General features: G+C 46.2%; 16 protein-coding genes and 1 tRNA gene. 11 read left to right on the top strand and 6 right to left on the bottom strand.

The annotated features are described in order from the left end of the window. Window positions 1–19 precede the first annotated feature (19 nt). Window positions 20–586, bottom strand: a complete 567-nt coding sequence (locus H3S82_RS02590; RefSeq protein WP_077973402.1) for a GcrA family cell cycle regulator — start codon at window positions 584–586, stop codon at window positions 20–22. A 572-nt stretch (window positions 587–1,158) separates the two neighbouring features. Between H3S82_RS02590 and H3S82_RS02585 the strand changes: the two genes are divergently transcribed. From H3S82_RS02585 to H3S82_RS02565, 5 genes are all read left to right on the top strand, one after another. Then, window positions 1,159–2,358: an aspartate aminotransferase family protein gene (locus H3S82_RS02585; RefSeq protein ID WP_198232595.1), complete on the top strand. Its 1,200-nt coding sequence runs from the start codon at window positions 1,159–1,161 to the stop codon at window positions 2,356–2,358. A gap of 10 nt (window positions 2,359–2,368) precedes the next feature. After that, on the top strand, window positions 2,369–3,292 hold the full coding sequence (argF, locus tag H3S82_RS02580; RefSeq protein ID WP_198232594.1) for an ornithine carbamoyltransferase: 924 nt from the start codon (window positions 2,369–2,371) through the stop codon (window positions 3,290–3,292). Window positions 3,293–3,474: 182 nt separating this feature from the next. Beyond that, entirely contained in the window at window positions 3,475–4,515 is a 1,041-nt protein-coding gene (locus H3S82_RS02575) for an Hsp33 family molecular chaperone (protein WP_198232593.1), read from the top strand. Window positions 4,516–4,919: 404 nt separating this feature from the next. Next, window positions 4,920–6,989, top strand: a complete 2,070-nt coding sequence (locus tag H3S82_RS02570; protein ID WP_198232592.1) for a transglycosylase domain-containing protein — start codon at window positions 4,920–4,922, stop codon at window positions 6,987–6,989. A 133-nt stretch (window positions 6,990–7,122) separates the two neighbouring features. After that, window positions 7,123–8,076, top strand: a complete 954-nt coding sequence (locus H3S82_RS02565; RefSeq protein ID WP_198232634.1) for a DUF1402 family protein — start codon at window positions 7,123–7,125, stop codon at window positions 8,074–8,076. A 333-nt stretch (window positions 8,077–8,409) separates the two neighbouring features. Here H3S82_RS02565 and H3S82_RS02560 read toward each other — a convergent pair whose 3' ends face one another. Both H3S82_RS02560 and H3S82_RS02555 read right to left on the bottom strand, forming a co-directional pair. Then, complete coding sequence (locus H3S82_RS02560; RefSeq protein WP_198232591.1) at window positions 8,410–8,967, bottom strand: Smr/MutS family protein; 558 nt, start codon at window positions 8,965–8,967, stop codon at window positions 8,410–8,412. Window positions 8,968–9,031: 64 nt separating this feature from the next. After that, window positions 9,032–9,721: a Tim44/TimA family putative adaptor protein gene (locus H3S82_RS02555; RefSeq protein WP_198232590.1), complete on the bottom strand. Its 690-nt coding sequence runs from the start codon at window positions 9,719–9,721 to the stop codon at window positions 9,032–9,034. A 184-nt stretch (window positions 9,722–9,905) separates the two neighbouring features. Here H3S82_RS02555 and H3S82_RS02550 point away from each other — a divergent pair, with 184 nt between their 5' ends. Beyond that, entirely contained in the window at window positions 9,906–10,427 is a 522-nt protein-coding gene (locus H3S82_RS02550) for an FxsA family protein (RefSeq protein WP_198232589.1), read from the top strand. A gap of 124 nt (window positions 10,428–10,551) precedes the next feature. Beyond that, window positions 10,552–11,031, top strand: a complete 480-nt coding sequence (gene secB / locus H3S82_RS02545) for a protein-export chaperone SecB (protein ID WP_077970048.1) — start codon at window positions 10,552–10,554, stop codon at window positions 11,029–11,031. Between the two features lie 744 nt (window positions 11,032–11,775). Here secB and rpsA read toward each other — a convergent pair. The 3 genes from rpsA to aroA form a co-directional block, all read right to left on the bottom strand. Beyond that, on the bottom strand, window positions 11,776–13,476 hold the full coding sequence (rpsA, locus tag H3S82_RS02540) for a 30S ribosomal protein S1 (protein WP_077970046.1): 1,701 nt from the start codon (window positions 13,474–13,476) through the stop codon (window positions 11,776–11,778). Window positions 13,477–13,626: 150 nt separating this feature from the next. Then, window positions 13,627–14,274 carry a (d)CMP kinase gene (gene cmk / locus H3S82_RS02535; protein WP_198232588.1) on the bottom strand — a complete coding sequence of 216 codons (648 nt, stop codon included), beginning with the start codon at window positions 14,272–14,274 and terminating at the stop codon, window positions 13,627–13,629. After that, window positions 14,271–15,599, bottom strand: a complete 1,329-nt coding sequence (aroA, locus tag H3S82_RS02530; RefSeq protein ID WP_198232587.1) for a 3-phosphoshikimate 1-carboxyvinyltransferase — start codon at window positions 15,597–15,599, stop codon at window positions 14,271–14,273. Before aroA ends, cmk begins: the two co-directional genes overlap by 4 nt. Before the next feature lie 302 nt (window positions 15,600–15,901). Between aroA and H3S82_RS02525 the strand changes: the two genes are divergently transcribed. From H3S82_RS02525 to ilvD, 4 genes are all read left to right on the top strand, one after another. Further along, window positions 15,902–16,303: a TIGR02300 family protein gene (locus tag H3S82_RS02525; RefSeq protein WP_198232586.1), complete on the top strand. Its 402-nt coding sequence runs from the start codon at window positions 15,902–15,904 to the stop codon at window positions 16,301–16,303. A gap of 138 nt (window positions 16,304–16,441) precedes the next feature. Beyond that, window positions 16,442–16,517: transfer RNA gene (locus H3S82_RS02520), tRNA-Ala, on the top strand. 502 nt (window positions 16,518–17,019) lie between these two features. Further along, window positions 17,020–17,655 carry a 5,6-dimethylbenzimidazole synthase gene (gene bluB, locus H3S82_RS02515; protein WP_198232585.1) on the top strand — a complete coding sequence of 212 codons (636 nt, stop codon included), beginning with the start codon at window positions 17,020–17,022 and terminating at the stop codon, window positions 17,653–17,655. Between the two features lie 143 nt (window positions 17,656–17,798). Further along, window positions 17,799–19,637, top strand: coding sequence for a dihydroxy-acid dehydratase (gene ilvD, locus H3S82_RS02510; RefSeq protein WP_198225391.1), 1,839 nt, complete (start codon window positions 17,799–17,801; stop codon window positions 19,635–19,637). Window positions 19,638–19,678 lie beyond the last annotated feature (41 nt).

Here is a 19,678-nt window from a genome sequence, read left to right as displayed (position 1 = left end):
TGCTCTTCTAGTTCGGCATTCAAGCTCTTACGCGACGGCGTTCCGAAACCGGCTGGAAAGCAAGTTTTGCATGGAAAGCGCAATAGGGACCTGACTCTCCCGCATCGGCACCGCAGAAATAGAAGTCATCCGACAGCGGGTCGCCAACAGGCCATTTGCATGTATTTTCACTCAATTGCAAAAGGCTCAAATGTCGTGACATCGGCACAACAACATCCGTTGAAGGCTGTTCTTCCACTTCGGAAACCGCATCGGCAACAAAATCCAGTTTCAAAGCTGTGGCGCCGATCGTTGAAGGCTGTGGTTTTTTGGCTGAAGCCGCAACAGCAGCGGCAACCGGTGCTACCGGCGTATTGCGGGGAGCACGTGGTGCCTGTGTTCCATTATTGACAACTGTTTCGACCGGCTTCTTTGTGCGTGGCGTTGCTTTTGTTGTTTTGCCACGTCCTGACAATTTCAATCGATGAACCTTACCGATAACGGCATTACGGCTAACTCCGCCAAGCTGGGCAGCAATCTGGCTGGCACTCAACCCGTCACTCCAAAGCTTTTTCAAAAGTTCAACACGTTCATCTGTCCAGTTCATACCGGCACTCCGTTTCTTAATTTCTATCAACGCCCCTTCACTTTCAGGTGGCATGACCATTCACTTTGTCATCTCGATTTTTGCCGGAATCCATCAATGCGCTAAAAAGCGCAAAAACAGTCATACTTGTTATGATATTTACCCGACAGAACCGAAATGTTCCAGTTTTACCCAAAGTACTACTATACGCGATGACTCCCTGACAAGAGTCTACCTATGCTTATATAGGTGTTTTGCGATGTTTTCCCCAACTTGCGAATCACTTTTTTCAAAAAAGGAAAATTTGCAGGCGCAAAAATCAATTTTTGCAAGATAAATTTTGATTATGGTGTTTCAAAGGCATCAATTGACTTTTTTCCAGACAGGCAGGATAGTAAAAATGAATAACTTCGACAGCGTCGTGATGAAACACGGCGCTGTTGATGTTTTATCTTGCATAAAAGCGCTGTTTTTCAAAAACCTAACGTTTCGTTCAGAAAAACAGCGATATGATCGTTTATGCTATCGCCAAAATCGGTTTATCCGGTTTTTGGTATCCGGCATAAATTATATAATGGATAGGAGACCAGGCAATGACCCAAAACAATGCGCAACCACTTTATGATACTTTTGCACGTATCGGTTTGCGCTTCACACGAGGAAACGGTGCCTGGCTTATCTCGGATAACGGCGAGCGCTATCTCGATTTTACGTCCGGTATTGCGGTCAATGCTCTTGGTCATAACCACCCCAAGCTTGTCAAAGCCATTGAAGAACAGGCCAACAAGCTCTGGCATGTATCAAATCTGTTCGAGTCCCCTGAACAGGAAAAAGTTGCTGAAAGACTTTGTGCAAACAGCTTTGCCGATAAAGTTTTTTTCTGTAATTCGGGGGCGGAAGCGATAGAATGCGCCATCAAAACCGCAAGACGCTATCAATATGTAAGTGGACATCCCGAACGCTATGAAATCATCACTTTCGAGGGTGCTTTTCATGGCCGCACACTGGCGACACTTGCCGCCGGAGGGCAGGAAAAATATCTTGAAGGTTTTGGCCCGAAAGCTCAAGGTTTTATTCAAGTTCCGTTCGACGATGAAAAAGCATTGCGGGCTGCAATCGGTGAAAAGACTGCTGCACTGCTCATCGAGCCTATTCAGGGCGAAAGCGGGTTGCGTCCGGTGCCAAAGGAATTCATGCAATTATTGCGCCGCATCTGCGATGAAAACGGATTGTTGTTCATTGTAGACGAAGTCCAAACCGGCATGGGGCGGACAGGCAAACTTTTTGCCTATCAGTGGTCGGGCATAGAACCGGATATCATGGCGCTTGCCAAGGGTCTTGGCGGCGGTTTTCCAATTGGTGCTTGTCTCGCAACAAAAGAGGCAGCCAAAGGCATGACACCGGGGACCCATGGTTCGACATTTGGTGGAAATCTTCTTGCAATGGCAGCGGCCAATGCGGTGCTTGATGTCATGTTGGCCGACGGTTTTCTCGACCATGTCAATGCCATGGCCAATCTGTTCAAACAAGGATTGGCTTCCATTATTGACCGTTTTCCCGATGTCGTAGAGTCAATTCGTGGAGTAGGGCTTTTAACCGGGCTTAAATGTGTTGTTAAAAACACTGAAGTTATTGCTGCTATGCGTGATGAAAAACTTTTAGGCGTTGGTGCAGGAAACAATGTTATTCGTCTTTTACCGCCATTGACTGTCACCGAAGATGAAATTCGCGATGGCCTTCACCGGATTGAAAAAGCAATCCAACTCGTTTCTAATGCTCACAAACAAAAATAGGCTTGATATTATGACGAAGAATATTCGCCACTTTACTGATTTGTCCATTCTCTCGCCGGAAACTGCCCGCAACATCATCGAGCACGCCAAAAAGGTCAAGGCACTTCTTAAAAAAGGCCAATCGGAAAAACCTTTTACTGGCAAAACACTCGCCATGATTTTCGAGAAACCGTCAACACGTACACGCGTATCATTCGATGTCGGGATGCATCAATTGGGCGGCGAGACGATCATGCTCACCGGCTCGGAAATGCAACTCGGACATAGTGAAACGATTGCCGATACAGCTCGCGTACTTTCCCGCTTCGTTGACATTATCATGATACGGACAACGGCTCACACCAGAATGCTGGAACTTGCAGAATATGCCGGTGTTCCTGTCATTAATGGCCTGACAGATGATACCCATCCTTGTCAGATTTTGGCTGACATTATGACCTATGAAGAACATCGCGGACCAATCACCGGCAAAACTTTTGCGTGGATGGGTGACGGGAACAATGTTTTGCATTCATTCATTGAAGCATCCGCACTTTTCAAATTCAATTTGAGAATTGCAACCCCCAAAGGCAGCGAACCGCAGCAAAAATATATTGATTGGGCTCGTCAAAATGGTGCGGACATTGTTCTCACCAATAATGCCGAAGAGGCCGCCAGAAATTCTGATTGCATTGTTACCGATACATGGGTTTCAATGGGGCAAGAATTCCGGGCCCGCGGACACAGTGTATTCCAGCCTTATCAGGTTAACGAAGCGTTGATGGATTTGGCCAAACCGGATGCCTTGTTTATGCATTGTCTTCCGGCCCACCGTGGCGAAGAAGTTGTCGACGCGGTCATTGACGGACCACATTCTGTTGTCTTTGACGAAGCTGAAAACCGCTTGCACGCCCAAAAGGCTGTTCTGGAGTGGTGCTTGCAGGCGTTAAAATAATACCTATCTATAAGGCTACTTGCAAAAGGTTCTACTGTTTTATCAGCTTCAGGCATTATGAAGTATTCATCTGAACAATGTTCAGAGACTTCATTGTGCCGGAGCATCTTTGCTTTTTAAAGTAAAATCAATCAGAACCATTTTGGCAAGAACGCTCTGGCAGTCTTTAAGGAAACGCGGTTTTGACAAAAGAAACGAATGTAAACGACCAACCGGCTCAAGGTAAAAAGAGCCCTTCCCTTGGTGATTTCAATTTTGCTGGCGATGATGCAGTTGTGCCTTTCGAGGTGGAAGACCTTGATGCACGTGGGCGCGCGGTGCAGTTGGGAACTGCCGTCAACAGCATTTTGTCGCGCCACCATTATCCCGAGCCGGTAGCGCGGTTATTGGCTGAAGCAATGGTTTTAACCGTTTTACTCGGTACATCATTGAAATTTGATGGAAAATTCATTTTGCAGACCAGCTCCGACGGGCCGGTCAATCTCCTGGTATGCGATTTTAAAACTCCATCCAGTTTGCGCGCTTATGCAAGATTTGATGACAAGAAACTCGAAGAGGCTGTTGCTTCCGGCCATGATGCCCCTGAAGAACTTCTTGGCAAAGGTACTTTGGCACTCACAATCGATCAGGGCGAACATATGCAACGCTATCAGGGTATTGTTGCACTTGACGGTTCGAGCCTTGAAGAAATAGCGCGTAACTATTTCAAACAATCCGAGCAGATTCCAACCGAAGTCAAGCTTGGCGTTGCGACACTTTTCGACCGTGATGAAAATGGCCATTCAAGAGAGAGCTGGCGCGCCGGCGGCGTGCTTGTCCAACATCTTCCGAAGTCTTCCATCGAAAGCCAAACGAACAAAAAAATAGATAAGAAGACCGATCTTGATCATTGGAGAGAAGTCAAGGCACTTGTTGACACGATTGAAAGTTCCGAGATGACGGATCCTCAGGTGGGCGCGGAAAGACTTTTGTTCCGATTGTTCCATGAACACGGCGCCAGGGTGTTCAACGCAAGAGCTATTCTTGATCAATGTTCATGCTCGCGTGAAAAAATAGAAAATGTCTTGAATACCTTCACGGCGGAGGAGATCAACTCCAGCGTTGAAAACGGCAGAATTACTGTAAAATGTGAATTCTGTTCGACAGTTTATAATTTCAATCCGGAAGAATTTCGCAAAACCGGACAAGATAATGTTGCCGATCTGAAGGCAAAACAAAATTGAAAATTCAATGCAGCCGATTGGCTAAAACGCCATTCGGCTCCATTGCCATTTTAAACTTCATTGACCGTAAGCAACCGGACAATCCCTTGAAGCTGATTTATCGTATTTTAACGGAAATCAGGAGCCGATCTATTACCGGACTTTTCGATAAAATCACTTCTAGAGAAAAATATAACAGATCATAAATAATAGTGAGGAAGTGCTTGAAGCTTTTGAAATGATTGGATAGTGCAATCGATCTTACTTAAAATTGCCGGAATCATTCTTCTATGCTAGCAAAACAGCGAAATGTTCAATCCGGTTTCCGGTTTAACGCTCAGGTTCTTGAAATTTTTTAAAAGTCTTTCCATGTCGGCAATATTCAATAAAAATGCTAGTCTTGAAAAAATCGGAGCGTTTCTGATATGCGCTTGACTGATGAAGACCGTGCATTGCCGCCGCAAGGCGGTTCCGGCGCAAAAAGGGGCAAGTCGCGGGAAAAACGAAAAAAGCATGGGCTCATGTTCCGTCTGATCAAATGGTGTTTCATTCTTGCTATCTGGGGCGCGATAGCTGTCGCTGCTTATGTCGGCTATGTCGCACTTAAAATGCCGCAAGCTTCAACATGGAATATCCCTCAACGGCCGCCAAATGTGCGCATTATTGATCGCAATGGATTTCTGATTGCCAACCGCGGAACAACAGGTGGTGAAGCACTTTCATTGAAAGAAATGAGCCCGTGGATACCGAAGGCCGTGGTAGCAATTGAAGACCGCCGCTTTTACGACCACTATGGCGTTGACCCGATCGGAATTGCGCGCGCAATGGTAACCAATATCATCCATAGCCGCAGCAAACAGGGAGGCTCGACACTTACCCAACAATTGGCCAAGAATCTGTTTCTTTCTCCCGATAGAACATTGGAAAGAAAGGTGCAGGAAGCGCTGCTGGCGCTCTGGCTCGAGCATAAATATACCAAAGATCAAATTCTGGAAATCTATTTGAACCGTGTTTATCTTGGGTCAGGTGCTTATGGTGTCGAAGCAGCCTCAAGGCGGTATTTCGGAAAATCGGCTAAAGATATTGATTTGATGGAAGCAGCAACTCTGGCAGGATTATTAAAAGCACCCTCACGCCTTTCGCCTGCACGTGATCCGAAAGCTGCCAATGACCGTGCCAAACTTGTTCTTGCTGCCATGAAAGAAGAAGGCATGGTGAGTGACACACAAGTAGCTATGGCAGAAGCCGAACCGATGGCAAGGGCTCAATCCTATTGGACCGGCTCGGAAAACTATGTTGCCGATCAGGTTGTTCAACAATTACCGTTTCTCATCGGCGAGACAGATAAGGATATTGTGGTCGAAACCACGCTTGATATGACACTTGAAAGGGCTGCCGAAGAAGCAATCCGCACACAAATTTCCGAAAATGGAGAAAAACGCGACGTGAGCCAGGGCGCACTTGTATCGATTGATAAAAGCGGTGCAATCCGCGCCATGGTGGGCGGTGTCGACTACGCGCAAAGCCAGTTCAACCGCGCGACCGATGCAAAAAGACAACCCGGTTCAACCTTCAAACCCTTTGTCTATCTTGCTGCACTTGAAGCCGGTCGGACCCCCAATACAATCCGTAATGATGCACCGGTCAGAATTGGCAACTGGACGCCAAAAAATTATGGCGGCAAATATATGGGTGAAGTCACATTGACCACCGCTTTATCCCATTCGCTGAACTCTGTTGCCGCCCAATTGATTATGGAGGTCGGTACCGACAAGGTTATCGAAGTGGCTCACCGTCTCGGTATCCATTCGGCACTTTCGGACAATGCCTCTATCGCACTTGGCACGTCGGAAGTGAGCTTGCTTGAATTGACCGGCGCATTTGTGCCTTTTGCCAATGGTGGTTATAAGCCGCAATTAAGACTTATCTCGAAAGTAGAAGATACAAACGGTAAAACCATATATGATTTTGGTGAAATTACGGCCAATCGCGTCGTTCAATCAGATATTGTCGGCATGATGAATGCGATGCTTGAACAGACTGTCGAGAACGGTACTGCACGAAAAGCCGCGATCGACCGTCCGTCTGCCGGAAAAACCGGCACGAGTCAGGATTTTCGCGACGCATGGTTTATCGGCTATACAACAGATTATGTGACAGGCATATGGTTCGGAAATGACGATGGTCATCCGATGAAAACAATTTCCGGCGGTTCGCTTCCCGTGCGCGCTTGGAAATCCTATATGACGGTTGCCGAAAAATCCTTGCCGGTTTTGCCACTTCCGGGCAATTATAACCTGCAAAATGCGGTTCCCGGAGGCAATGATATTTTGCCGGAAAGCGAACAACCGTCGACAACGCCTTATCCGGCTCCGCCGCCTGAACCGGGAAGTAGTGACGATTATTGGGCGCCCCGCCCGCCTGCAGATGTGAGTGAGGCACAACCTGTTCCACAAAAAAAACGTTCATTTTTTGACTTTTTACGTGGGCGGTAGTGCGTAACGCGCTAAAAATATCCGATATCTCTAGCAATTTACTATCGACTCTATAAAAATGCTCTTGTAACGACTAGACCTTTAACGAACAAACCTTTGCAATCTTAGATAGGGTAAGCACATGCCAATATTCATGAAGAAGCTGTGTTTGATTATCCCGTTGATTTTATCATTGCTCACCGATGCCGAGGCCGTCACACTCGTTCCTCCCGGTAATCGTAATGCGGTGCAACCGCCCGTTCCCGGCGCTTCGGCAAAACGCACGCGCGAACTTTCAACAAGCTATGCCGCAAAATATACGAAAATCTATAATCTCCTGAAAAATGACACAAAACTAAGGGCACGCATTATCGCAACTGCAAAAGATTATGGCATTGCCCCTATTCATATCGCTGGCGCAATCATCGGCGAACACACTTATAATGTTGATGTCTATGACCGCTTGCAGACCTATTATGTGAAAGGCATGTCCTATCTTAATCAGGGCGTACAATTTGCCTATAATGGCGAAGACGTAACCGATTTTGTTAAACGCCCGCAATTTTCTTCATGCAATGGTCTCCCGGATAGCTATAGATTGTGGACATGCCGTGAAAATATCTGGAATAAGGATTTTCGTGGCAAAACGGTTGACGGCAAAAAATATCCCGATAACCGTTTTAGCGCGGTTTTTTTCCAACCGTTTTTTGCCGGACAGACCTTCGGACTGGGACAGGTTAACCCGCTCACAGCTTTGATGATGTCCGACCGTGTCAACCGGATTTCCGGTTTGCCCAAGCTTTCTGCAGAAAATGGCGGACAAGTCTATAAAACTATTATGGATCCCGACCAGACAATTCCCTATATTGCCGCAACAATCCGCCAATCCATCGACGCTTACCGCCAGATTGCCGGTTTTGATATTTCGGATAATCCGGGTTTGACTGCAACACTTTATAATACCGGAGGTGCGGAAGCACGGGCACGCGCATTGGCAGAAGATAACAAGCAAGCCATTGCACATGGGGAACAACCCAAATTGCCGCAAGAAAATTATTACGGCTGGTTTGTAAACAGCAAAATCGGCGATCTTGAAAAGCTGTTTTAAAAACCTCCTCATTATTGCTCTCTCTGCTATTTTCTCTATATCTTCACTGTTACATAATCCGGCGATCTGATAATTCTTTTCATGATCCAATTTCGGCAGATCTTATTTCATATTGCCTGTTTCAAAAGCTTTCCGGTTATTTTCTCTTTCCTACCAGAAATTGAAAACGATAATTTTTTCAAAGCTCGGATAGGTTCATCAGCCAATCAAAACTATCTGTTTTGAAATCACCGCATCTGCTTGAACGTCAATTATATCCGCTACCAAGGAAATTATGAGAGACAGAAAATAATTCCTGACAATCAAGAAAATAGGCAAAACAGTTTTATCAAATCAGTTTTTTGATTGCCGCCGCAAGCGCACATAAAGCGCACCTTTACCACCGTGATTTCGCGGAGCATCTTCAAAGGAAGATATAATCTGGCGGAAAGGTGCAGTCTCCAGCCAATGGGGAACGGCTTGCCGCAAAACACCTTCGCTGCCCTGTGACAACCCTTTACCGGTTATAACAAGGACATGTCGTAAACCACGATGGCGCGCTGATTGTAGAAAATTAAGGAGCAACGAATAGGCTTCATCGCGATAGAGGCCGTGGAGGTCGACACGTCCTTCGATATTGACACGCCCGCGCGATATTTTACGGTAAGTCGGTTTATCAAAAGGAAAAAGCTTCGGCAGAGCTGCTTTCCGATCACTCTTATCATCGGTTATAGTGTTCAGTCTGGTCTGCCGTAAAAGCTCCATTGAGAAAACGGCCGGCATATCCTTGATCTCAAGAGTGAAACGCTCCGATTTTGCCAAGGGAATTGCAGTACTTCTCACTTTATCCCATAAAATGCGGTCTTCAAGTTTCAGCCGATCAAACTCATCCCGATTATTGTCACGAGCCATGGTCATTCAACCTTCAAATTATACGCCCAATGTGATCGGCTGAACCTAGCGTTTCTAGAGAAAATTACTCACCATCTTCTGTGCCGATAATTTTCCAGTTCGGATCGCGCGATTTGACATTGCGTGCAAACGTCCAGATATCCTTGATTTCAGCTATTGTTTGCGGGTCACCATCTATAAGTTTCTGGCTATCATCGTAAGTTGCCGAGATAATCTCGCTCTCGACCCTGACGGTCAGTTGCGCAATATCTGCCTCACACGACGCATCAATAATTTCAATTTTATCAATGCCGACAAATGTAAATTTGACAGTTTCACCTTTTTTATCACGCTCATCAATGGCGGAGGAAAATCCAGCAAAGACATCATCGGATAAAAGTGATTTCAAGGTATTTTTATCCGCTTTTGCAAAGGCTGTTACAACCATTTCATATGCGACCCTTGCCCCATCCAGAAATGAATTTGGCGAAAATGTTGCGTCTTCTTTACGGATAGCGCGCAAGCCTTTATTAAGGTCGCTGTCTTCAGGTGCGATTTTATCAATATCGGAAAAATCGTCGGCTGCTTTTGCTTCCGGTTTCGGCAATGCAACAACCGTATCGTTTTCCTTTTCTTCCGCATTTTCCGGCTGGCGTGAATAAGGGTCGAAAGGCGGTCTTTCAAAGCCCGTACGTTTTCCCAACACACTGCGTAGCTGCAAAAACACCACTACGGCAATAACCAGGGCAATAACCAGTACAATGTCGAAATCCATCTTTGCGGCCAATCTCCAAAATTAAAGGGGCACCACTACGAAGAGTGTGGCAATAATCATTGACATAAACATATAGAACAGCAAAAGCCATCATTCAAATATGGCTTTTTAATCCCTATTTAAAGAAGGAATTGTACTATAGAGCGCATTAAACTCATAAAAAACCGTCGAAAGGATAGCGTTGGTGGGAAATATCTACCGTAACACACCCAATATTGCCGGTGTGATTTTGCTCATCGCAATTTTTATCGAGATTGCCGGTTTCATCATTGTCGGAAAACAGATCGGCGTTCTCGCAACTTTAGGTCTTATCATTTTATCAATGGTTGCGGGATTTGTTCTTTTGCGCGTTCAGGGAATTACGCTTCTTACCAAAATGCAAAGCGAGCTTGCCGCCGGTCATATGCCTGATCGTGAACTTGCCCACGGAGCGTTGGTTATTATAGCCGCTATCCTGTTGATCATTCCGGGTTTTGTAACCGATATTATCGGCCTTTTGCTTTTTATCCCGCAAATACGCGATCTCTTATGGAAATGGGTGTCGAAAAAGATGATAGTCCGCACCTCTTTTTCATCCGGTTTTACAAAAAACAATTACGATAACAACCATTCGCAAACAATCGATCTTGATGCCGAGGATTATCATTCATCCGACCCGGAACATTCGCCATGGCGAAAAGATGACGATAACAAGCGTTTAAATTGATCATTGAGTGAAAAATGGTGAAAGGCTAGCCCCATTTATTGCAACAATGCGCGTGACATGCTAGCCCATATTATCTCTAACCACACAAGGCGCGTTTTGGCGCTAATCACAGAAGGTTTTCATTATGGCCGAAGGCGATGCAAATAAAAATGGCGAAGCTCCCGTATTTACGGTCCTCACCCAATATCTGAAAGACTTTTCATTTGAAAGCCCGAATGCCCCGCAGGCATTACGACCAAGAGACAAAGCTCCCGAAATCAATATTGGAATCAATGTCAACGCCAATCCTATGGAAGATGGTAACTATGATGTTGTCCTTTCGCTTACCGCCAAAGCCGGTGAAGGCAAGGATATGCTCTTCAACGTCGAACTCGTTTATGGTGGTGTCTTCCGCGTAAAGAACATCCCGCAAGAACACATCATGCCGTTGGTTTTCATTGAATGTCCGCGTTTGCTCTTTCCTTTCGCACGCCAGATTGTTGCCGATGCAACACGTAATGGCGGCTTCCCTCCTTTGATGATCGACCCGATCGACTTTGCAGGACTATTCCAGAAGCGCATTGCCGAAGAACAGGCAAAAGCACAAAAGTCCAATCCTTCGTAAGAATTTAAAGTTTCTTCGATCATTCCATTATTCCCGCGAAATTCGCGGGAATTTTTTATGGCTTTAGATTTCCTACCGGATATTGCCGAACAGTCGACGAGCTTCCCTAAAAAATTTTATAACGAGATTTCTGAAAAATATATATTTGTGCCGGTTCTACCGGCCGGTTTTCCTGTTTTTCTGTCTGATATCTATTGCATTCTTCAAATGGGTTATATTTTCAAGACAGATCGGTCCGGATTCCGGCTAATCCCTTAGATTCCGGCTAATCCCTTTTTGAGAATACAGCTCTATTCTTTGGCCCAAGCATGAACACCGGTTCAACCGTGCTTTAGCATAGCAACCGGAGTAACAAATGTGGCCTTGCCATCTCGGCTGAGCCTCTATTGTTCCCGTAAATTACCCTCTATTTCTCGCATAAATTAAGTGGCGGCATTGCTTATCAAAAAATCTGAAATACCGGTGTTACAATTGCGGCAAATTTATTTTGTTTTTCTCCTCATTATATTTTTCATGAATATTTTTGAAGCTAATCCTGTTTTTTAACCTGATATTCCAATGTTTCATTTTCCATCCGTTTCATCAAATTACGGACGACATTTCCTGCTTCAAAACCGGAAATTATTGTTCAATCGGGAAACATCAATCAAATCCGAAGCCAATAAAAAACCCGCCTCAAAAGGCGGGTTTCCTGATTTTGACTCAAAGCCATCGCAGTCACCTACGATAACAGGATCGGAAGGATTATTCCTGTTCCTGCTTCTTCAATGCGGCACCCAGAATGTCACCGAGTGAAGCACCGGCATCTGATGAACCATATTGTGCAACAGCTTCTTTTTCTTCGGCAATTTCCAAAGCTTTGATTGAAACTGTGATTTTGCGGGTCTTTTTGTCGAATGCGGTAACGCGTGCATCAACCTTCTGGCCGACTGTAAAGCGTTCCGGACGTTGTTCATCACGATCAAGCGACAGATCCGAACGACGGATCGTTGTTTCGAGATCATGGTCGACCAGTTTTACATCAATGCCATTGTCGTGGATTGCAGTCACTTCGCAAGTCACAACAGCACCTTTGCGCAATTCACCGGAAGCAACGGCTTCACCGACCTTGTCGCCGGAAAGCTGCTTGATACCAAGTGAAATACGTTCTTTATCAACATCAACATCAAGAACAACAGCCTTGACGACATCGCCCTTGTTGTATTCCTCGATAACCTGCTCGCCAGGACGGTTCCAGTCGAGATCGGAAAGGTGAACCATACCGTCAACATCGCCTTCAAGGCCGATAAAGAGGCCGAATTCGGTTTTGTTCTTGACTTCACCTTCAACAACAGAACCAACTGGGAATTTGTTGGCAAAAGCTGTCCACGGGTTTTCGAATGTCTGCTTGAGACCCAAAGAAATGCGGCGTTTTGCCGGATCCACTTCCAGAACAACAACTTCGACTTCCTGAGAGGTCGAAAGAATCTTTCCGGGGTGAACATTCTTCTTGGTCCAGCTCATTTCTGAAACGTGGATAAGACCTTCGATACCCGGCTCGATTTCGACAAAAGCACCATAATCGGTAATGTTGGTAACAGTACCTTTGATCTTCTTGCCAACCGGATATTTATCGCTAATGCCTTCCCACGGGTCACTTTCAAGCTGTTTCATGCCCAAGGAAATACGATGCGTTTCCTGATTGATACGGATGATCTGTACTTTTACAGTCTGACCGATCGACAGGATTTCAGACGGATGGTTGACACGGCGCCATGCCATATCGGTAACGTGCAAGAGGCCGTCAATACCGCCAAGGTCAACGAATGCACCGTAATCGGTGATGTTCTTGACGACACCTTCAACAACCTGACCTTCTTCAAGGTTCTGTACGATTTCAGAACGCTGTTCGGCGCGGCTTTCTTCAAGAACTGTACGGCGTGAAACAACAATATTGCCACGACGACGGTCCATTTTCAAAATTTCAAAAGGCTGCGGATTGTGCATCAACGGCGTTACATCGCGAATCGGACGAATATCGACCTGACTGCGCGGCAAGAAAGCAACTGCTCCGTCAAGATCAACCGTGAAACCACCTTTGACCTGACTGAAGATAACACCTTCAACGCGTTCACCGGCGTTGAATTTTTCTTCCAGACGAACCCAGCTCTCTTCACGGCGGGCTTTTTCACGTGAAAGAACAGCTTCACCCATAGCGTTTTCGATACGCTCAACATAAACCTCGACTTCATCGCCGGGCTTGAGCGAACCGTCTTTACCCTTGGCACCGAATTCCTTTAACGGAACGCGGCCTTCTACTTTAAGACCGGCATCAATGATTGCCATATCTTTTTCAATTGCAATGATGCGGCCTTTGACAACCGAACCCTCGACGAGATCATGGGTCTGGAGGGATTCAGCCAAAAGGGCTTCGAAATCCGCTTTTGTGGGATTGTATTGTGACATAGAAACTCCTGAAGAAGTGCCTTTTGATAGAATTATGAAATAAGGCACGAGCGCGCCGGGTTAGTGTTAAAACGATGTTATTTTCCTGCCGCCCGCTCTTTGCGGGGTAGTTTGGCGCATGGCCGGAAATAACATTTCTCTTAAAGTCTTTTACCGTTTTGCCAAAATTGGATCAATCATAGCACAAGCGGCAGTAAACGCGCCTTCTATACTCAATTTTGTTGTATCAAGCAAGTGCGCATCTTTTGCAGGTTTCAACGGGCTTTCGGCACGATTCATATCGCGTTCGTCACGCCGTTTGAGATCGGCAAGAATGGCATTATAATCGGCTTTCTCGCCTTTCTCCATCATTTCTTTATAGCGCCGTTCGGCGCGAACTTCAGGTGTCGCAATAATATAGAGCTTGACATCGGCATCGGGACAGACGACTGTTCCAATATCGCGCCCGTCAAGAACCGCCCCTTTACTTTGTTTTGCAAAAGCTTTTTGCATGTCGACCAATGTCTTGCGCAAACGCCCCATTACCGCCACTTTCGAAGCCGCTTCACCGATTTCATGTTCGGATAAATGCGCCCGATCAAGTGAAGAAAAGTCAATCAACGAAGCGGTTTTTACAGCAATATCCTCGTCATCAAGTGGCAAATGACGTTTTAAGAGCTCATCGGCAACCGCACGATAAGTCAAACCTGTATCAAGATAGGAAAACCCGTAATGGGAGGCAAGTTTTCGCGCCAATGTGCCCTTTCCCGAAGCGGCCGGCCCATCAATTGCAATAATAAACGGCTTTTTCAGGTTCATTCGATATGCGCTCCCAATTTCGCCATCAGTCCCATAAATTCCGGAAAACTTGTTGCAATCATGCGTTTGTCGTCAATTGTTACCGGTTTTCCGGCTCCAAGACCAAGCACCAGAAAGCTCATGGCGATACGGTGATCAAGATGTGTTGTGACTGTTCCACCGCCAATATTTTTTGCCGAAGGCTCGCCAGTCACGATCAGGAAATCTTTTCCCTCTTCACAATCAACACCATTTATCTTCAAACCATTGGCGACGGCTGAAAGCCGGTCCGATTCCTTGACTCTCAGTTCTGCAAGCCCTTCCATAACTGTTTTTCCCTCGGCAAAAGCGGCAGCAACTGCCAGAACAGGATATTCATCAATCATTGACGGTGCGCGCTCTTTTGGCACTTTTACGCCCTTTAATCGGGAGGAACGCACGCGAATATCGGCCACCTCTTCCCCGCCGGTCTGGCGTTTGTTTTCAAAGCTTATATCGGCTCCCATTTCTAAAAGCGTGGTGATTAATCCGGTACGGGTGGGATTTAACAATACATTTTCTATTGTTATATCCGAACCTTCGGTAATTAAGGCCGCCACAATCGGAAATGCTGCCGAAGACGGATCGCCAGGTACGGTAATATCCTGCCCGTGCAATTCCCCCTGCCCCTCTAAATGGATATAGCGCACACCGTCATTATCAGTCTCAACCTCAAGATCGGCACCAAAGCCCACAAGCATTTTTTCGGTGTGGTCACGTGTCATGACCGGCTCGATGACGGTGGTAATGCCGGGAGTGTTGAGACCGGCAAGCAAAACGGCCGATTTCACCTGTGCCGATGCCATAGGAACACGATAGGTAATCGGGTTGGGCGTTACTGCGCCCCATAATGTCAACGGCAACCGATCGCCTTCCGAGGCTTCAACCTGCACGCCCATCAGCCGTAACGGATCAAGGATGCGCCCCATAGGCCGTTTTGACAAAGATGCGTCACCTATAAATCGCGTCTTCATCGCATAAGTGCCGACAAGCCCCATCGTCAATCTTGCTCCGGTTCCGGCATTGCCGAAATCAAGCGGTTGTTCAGGTTCCAAGAGGCAACCGTTTCCGGTTCCGTGGATAACATAAACATCATTATCCTTAGTTATTTTTGCTCCCATTGCCCGCATGGCATTGGCAGTGTGAATAACATCGTCACCTTCCAAAAGGCCGGAAATGCGGGTTTCTCCACTTGCCAGAGCACCGAACATCAATGAACGGTGGGAAATGGATTTATCGCCCGGTATCCGGATATGTCCGGAAAGATCGGCAGATTTTTTCGAGGTAGCGGGAAGCGGTTCAGACATGGCAAACGTATTTCTTCTTTATATACAGGAAAAGCATGCTTCTAACATAACGAGTTTCATACGTCATGAAAAAATACATCGCTTCAAGGAAATTGAACATGGTTCTTATTGTTTATCTTTGACAAAAGCATATTTTTGCGCTTAAGCACCGTGAACGGATTTTTTGATTAATCTCAACGGCATTTTTATGGACGCGTAAATGCTCGTGTCCGGTTAAAATGCTTTCAAACAAAGGCGCGTGTCTATTTTTATAAGCATATAGCAAATAGAAACAGCACGACCAACCAAAAGAGGCTCGGTCCATGGCAAAACCTGAACTTGGAACCAAAAGAATAGACCCGGAAACGGGAAAGAAATTCTATGATCTCAATCGTGACCCGATTATTTCGCCTTATACTGGGATCTCCTACCCCAGATCCTATTTCGACGCCACAGCCGATGCTAAGGGCGAAGATGAGGAAGAGGAGACAGAGACGGAAGACCTTGAGACGGCATTAGAAAAGCCCGAGTTCATCTCGCTTGAAGATGCCGATGATGAAAACAAAGGCGGCGAAGATATACCCGATATCGGCGACGATGAAGATGTCGACCTTGGTGACGATGATGACGACGCATTCTTGCCGGATGATGAAGACGACGAGGATGACGACGTGAGCGGCATTATCACCGGCGGCAATAAAGTTCATAAAGACGACGACATCTGACGAGAATTAAAGGGAAATTGTTTTCTTTTATAAAGATTGCAATTTCCCTCTTGATCTTTGGCGCCACTCAATTTAAGAAGCCGCCAGACAGTTTGTCTTTATCCCTGAGGGTCACAACGTGACCTTCTCATCCTGAATGGGGCTATAGCTCAGCTGGGAGAGCGCTTGCATGGCATGCAAGAGGTCAGCGGTTCGATCCCGCTTAGCTCCACCAATCTTCAAAATTTACCCGCTTCAAAAAATAGGGACTCATCCCGCTACATTCCCGAAATTTTGCTGTTTAATTTTTTTGCCCGCTAACTTTTTTGCTAGTTAACTTCTTTGCCAGTTAACTTCCTTGAATGAAGACCGGTTTCTTCAAAGCGGCTTTATCTTTCCATTCCCAACCGGTCTTGTTCATTGCTTTTTCTATCCCGCTAATTCCCGTTTAAAAAAATCACCGTTTTTTTCCTTGAGAGACAGTTTGACACTATTGGCAAACGATTGTTGATTTTTTAAAATCTTGCCTGCCCCAATCATGACCGAAAACATGTTCGACTATTTTTGTGCTTTCAAATTGGCTCACGAGAGCGGCGATAAACTTGATTGGTTCACATTATTAATTATAAGGCATTTGTTAGACGGCTAATAAATTTCGGAAAGCGTTCTTACGCCGCCAAGAGAACGATTTTCATTCAACCATCGGAACGATCAATAAGGAGTTCGGCACAGAATTTATGTTGGAAGATATCTATAAAGTTATTCATGAACGGCGCGATGTGCGCGACGAATTTTTGCCTCAACCACTCGAAGAGGCTGTTATTAAAAGGCTCCTTGAAGCGGCTCATTCAGCGCCTTCGGTAGGCTTCCAGCAACCATGGAATTTCCTTCTTATCCGCGACAAAAAGCGAAAAAACCAAGTCAAAGAAATTTTTGACCGGGCGGCAGCCGAAGAGGCAAAAATTTTTAATGACGAAAGGCGAGAACTTTATAACCGTCTGAAATTACAGGGTATCGTCAAAGCACCTCTTAATCTGGTTGTCACATGTGACCGCTCGCGTGATGGCCGCACCGGTCTTGGCCGTTTTCATAATCCGCAAATGTCGGCTTATAGTTGCGTATGTGCTGTCGAAAATTTATGGCTTGCAGCACGGGCTGAAAACATCGGCGTCGGCTGGGTTTCGATCTATCATGATGACGAGCTGAAGGAATTGTTAAAGATTCCCGCCGAAATAGACATTATCGCCTATCTGTGTATCGGCTATGTCAGCCACTTTTACGATAGCCCCGAACTCGAACAAAAAGGCTGGCGCAAACGCGTACCGCTCGAAAGCCTTGTTTACCAAGAAGAGTGGCCCCAGAATGCGAAATAATATTGCGTAAATTTTTCCAATTGTTTTTGATTCTAATCTAAATGTGATTAAGCATTGAACGAAAAAACGTTTAAAATCCTTGCGTTTATATGATCTGTGCGGCAAAACCGTTGCTACATTGGAATTATTCAAGGAAATTCAAAATGCCTCCCTATCGCTCAAGAACTTCTACTCATGGCCGGAATATGGCCGGTGCCCGTGGCTTATGGCGTGCCACAGGAATGAAAGACGGAGATTTTGGTAAGCCGATTATTGCGATTGCCAATTCCTTTACGCAATTTGTTCCGGGCCATGTCCATCTTAAAGATTTAGGCCAACTTGTCGCGCGTGAAGTGGAAAAAGCTGGCGGCGTTGCCAAAGAGTTCAATACAATTGCTGTCGATGACGGTATCGCAATGGGGCATGACGGTATGCTCTATTCTCTTCCCTCCCGCGAGATCATTGCCGATTCGGTCGAATATATGGTCAATGCCCATTGTGCAGATGCTCTGGTCTGTATTTCCAATTGCGATAAAATTACTCCAGGAATGCTAATGGCGGCTTTGCGGCTCAATATTCCAACGATTTTTGTGTCCGGCGGCCCTATGGAAGCAGGAAAGATCAAATGGAAAGGCAAAGACCTTGCGGTTGATCTTATTGATGCCATGGTTGCGGCAGCCGATGACCATAACAGCGACTCGGAAGTTGCCAATATGGAACGGGCAGCTTGCCCGACATGCGGTTCATGTTCGGGCATGTTTACAGCAAACTCGATGAATTGCCTGACCGAAGCCCTTGGCCTATCGCTTCCCGGTAACGGTTCTATGCTCGCAACCCATGCCGACCGCAAACATCTTTTTGAAAAAGCCGGCCACCGGATTGTTGAACTCGCCAAGCGTTATTATGAACAGAATGATGACAGTGTTCTTCCCCGCTCGATTGCAACATTCAAATCTTTTGAAAATGCAATGACGCTTGATATTTCAATGGGCGGTTCAACCAATACGGTTCTTCACTTACTAGCCGCTGCGCAAGAAGGCGAAGTTGATTTTACCATGTCGGACATCGACCGGCTTTCGCGCCATGTTCCGGTTATTTGTAAAGTCGCTCCGGCCGTTGCCAATGTGCATATGGAAGATGTCCACCGTGCCGGCGGCGTGATGGCAATTCTGGGTGAGCTTGACCGTGCAGGTCTTATTCACAGCGAAGTTGCAACCGTTCATGAAGCAACCTTGAAGGATGCTTTGCGTAAATGGGATGTCAAACAGACAAATAATCCCGAAGTTCATGAATTTTATCGTGCAGCTCCGGGTGGTATTCCCACACAAATACCATTCAGCCAGTCACGGCGTTATGAAACAGTCGACCTTGACCGCGAAAAAGGCGTTATCCGCGATGTCGACCACGCCTATTCGAAGGATGGCGGCCTGGCCGTTCTTTACGGCAATCTTGCCAAGGATGGGTGCATCGTCAAAACTGCCGGTGTTGACGACTCGATTTTGAAATTCAAAGGTCCTGCACGGATTTTTGAAAGTCAGGACTCCGCAGTGGTGGCTATTTTGAACGGCAAAATCAAACCGGGGGACATTGTGCTTATCCGTTACGAAGGTCCACGCGGTGGCCCCGGAATGCAGGAAATGCTTTATCCGACAAGCTATCTGAAATCGAAAGGTTTGGGAAAAGCCTGTGCCCTCATTACCGATGGTCGTTTTTCCGGTGGTTCGTCAGGGCTTTCCATCGGCCATGTTTCACCGGAAGCTGCTGAAGGCGGCACAATCGGCCTTGTCGAAGAAGGCGATACAATCGAAATCGACATACCAAATCGCAAAATCCATCTTGCTGTCGATGACGCTACACTTGCCAAACGTCGCAAGGAAATGGAACAGAAAGGCGACAAAGCCTGGAAGCCGGAAGAGGTTCGCAAACGCAAAGTCTCCAAGGCATTACGCGCTTATGCAGCCATGACAACATCGGCAGCCAAAGGTGCTGTTCGTCAAATCTGATTTTAAAATTTTCTCTCCCGTTATGACCGTTGAATTGTAAC

The sequence above is a fragment of the Bartonella sp. M0192 genome (assembly GCF_016102305.1).
In the GTDB taxonomy this organism is placed as follows: domain Bacteria; phylum Pseudomonadota; class Alphaproteobacteria; order Rhizobiales; family Rhizobiaceae; genus Bartonella; species Bartonella apihabitans.
The sequence above is the reverse complement of the archived record's forward strand: the minus strand, read 5'-3'. Positions and strand labels throughout refer to the sequence as shown.

Bases quoted from the DNA above. Each gene is read 5' to 3' on its own strand.
- aroA (WP_198232587.1), bottom strand. From the start codon at position 15,599: ATGTCTGAACCGCTTCCCGCTACCTCGAAAAAATCTGCCGATCTTTCC.
- H3S82_RS02555 (WP_198232590.1), bottom strand. From the start codon at position 9,721: ATGGATTTCGACATTGTACTGGTTATTGCCCTGGTTATTGCCGTAGTG.
- argF (WP_198232594.1), top strand. From the start codon at position 2,369: ATGACGAAGAATATTCGCCACTTTACTGATTTGTCCATTCTCTCGCCG.
- H3S82_RS02525 (WP_198232586.1), top strand. From the start codon at position 15,902: ATGGCAAAACCTGAACTTGGAACCAAAAGAATAGACCCGGAAACGGGA.
- cmk (WP_198232588.1), bottom strand. From the start codon at position 14,274: ATGAACCTGAAAAAGCCGTTTATTATTGCAATTGATGGGCCGGCCGCT.
- H3S82_RS02570 (WP_198232592.1), top strand. From the start codon at position 4,920: ATGCGCTTGACTGATGAAGACCGTGCATTGCCGCCGCAAGGCGGTTCC.
- rpsA (WP_077970046.1), bottom strand. From the start codon at position 13,476: ATGTCACAATACAATCCCACAAAAGCGGATTTCGAAGCCCTTTTGGCT.
- H3S82_RS02590 (WP_077973402.1), bottom strand. From the start codon at position 586: ATGAACTGGACAGATGAACGTGTTGAACTTTTGAAAAAGCTTTGGAGT.
- bluB (WP_198232585.1), top strand. From the start codon at position 17,020: ATGTTGGAAGATATCTATAAAGTTATTCATGAACGGCGCGATGTGCGC.
- H3S82_RS02560 (WP_198232591.1), bottom strand. From the start codon at position 8,967: ATGGCTCGTGACAATAATCGGGATGAGTTTGATCGGCTGAAACTTGAA.
- H3S82_RS02585 (WP_198232595.1), top strand. From the start codon at position 1,159: ATGACCCAAAACAATGCGCAACCACTTTATGATACTTTTGCACGTATC.
- ilvD (WP_198225391.1), top strand. From the start codon at position 17,799: ATGCCTCCCTATCGCTCAAGAACTTCTACTCATGGCCGGAATATGGCC.
- H3S82_RS02565 (WP_198232634.1), top strand. From the start codon at position 7,123: ATGAAGAAGCTGTGTTTGATTATCCCGTTGATTTTATCATTGCTCACC.
- secB (WP_077970048.1), top strand. From the start codon at position 10,552: ATGGCCGAAGGCGATGCAAATAAAAATGGCGAAGCTCCCGTATTTACG.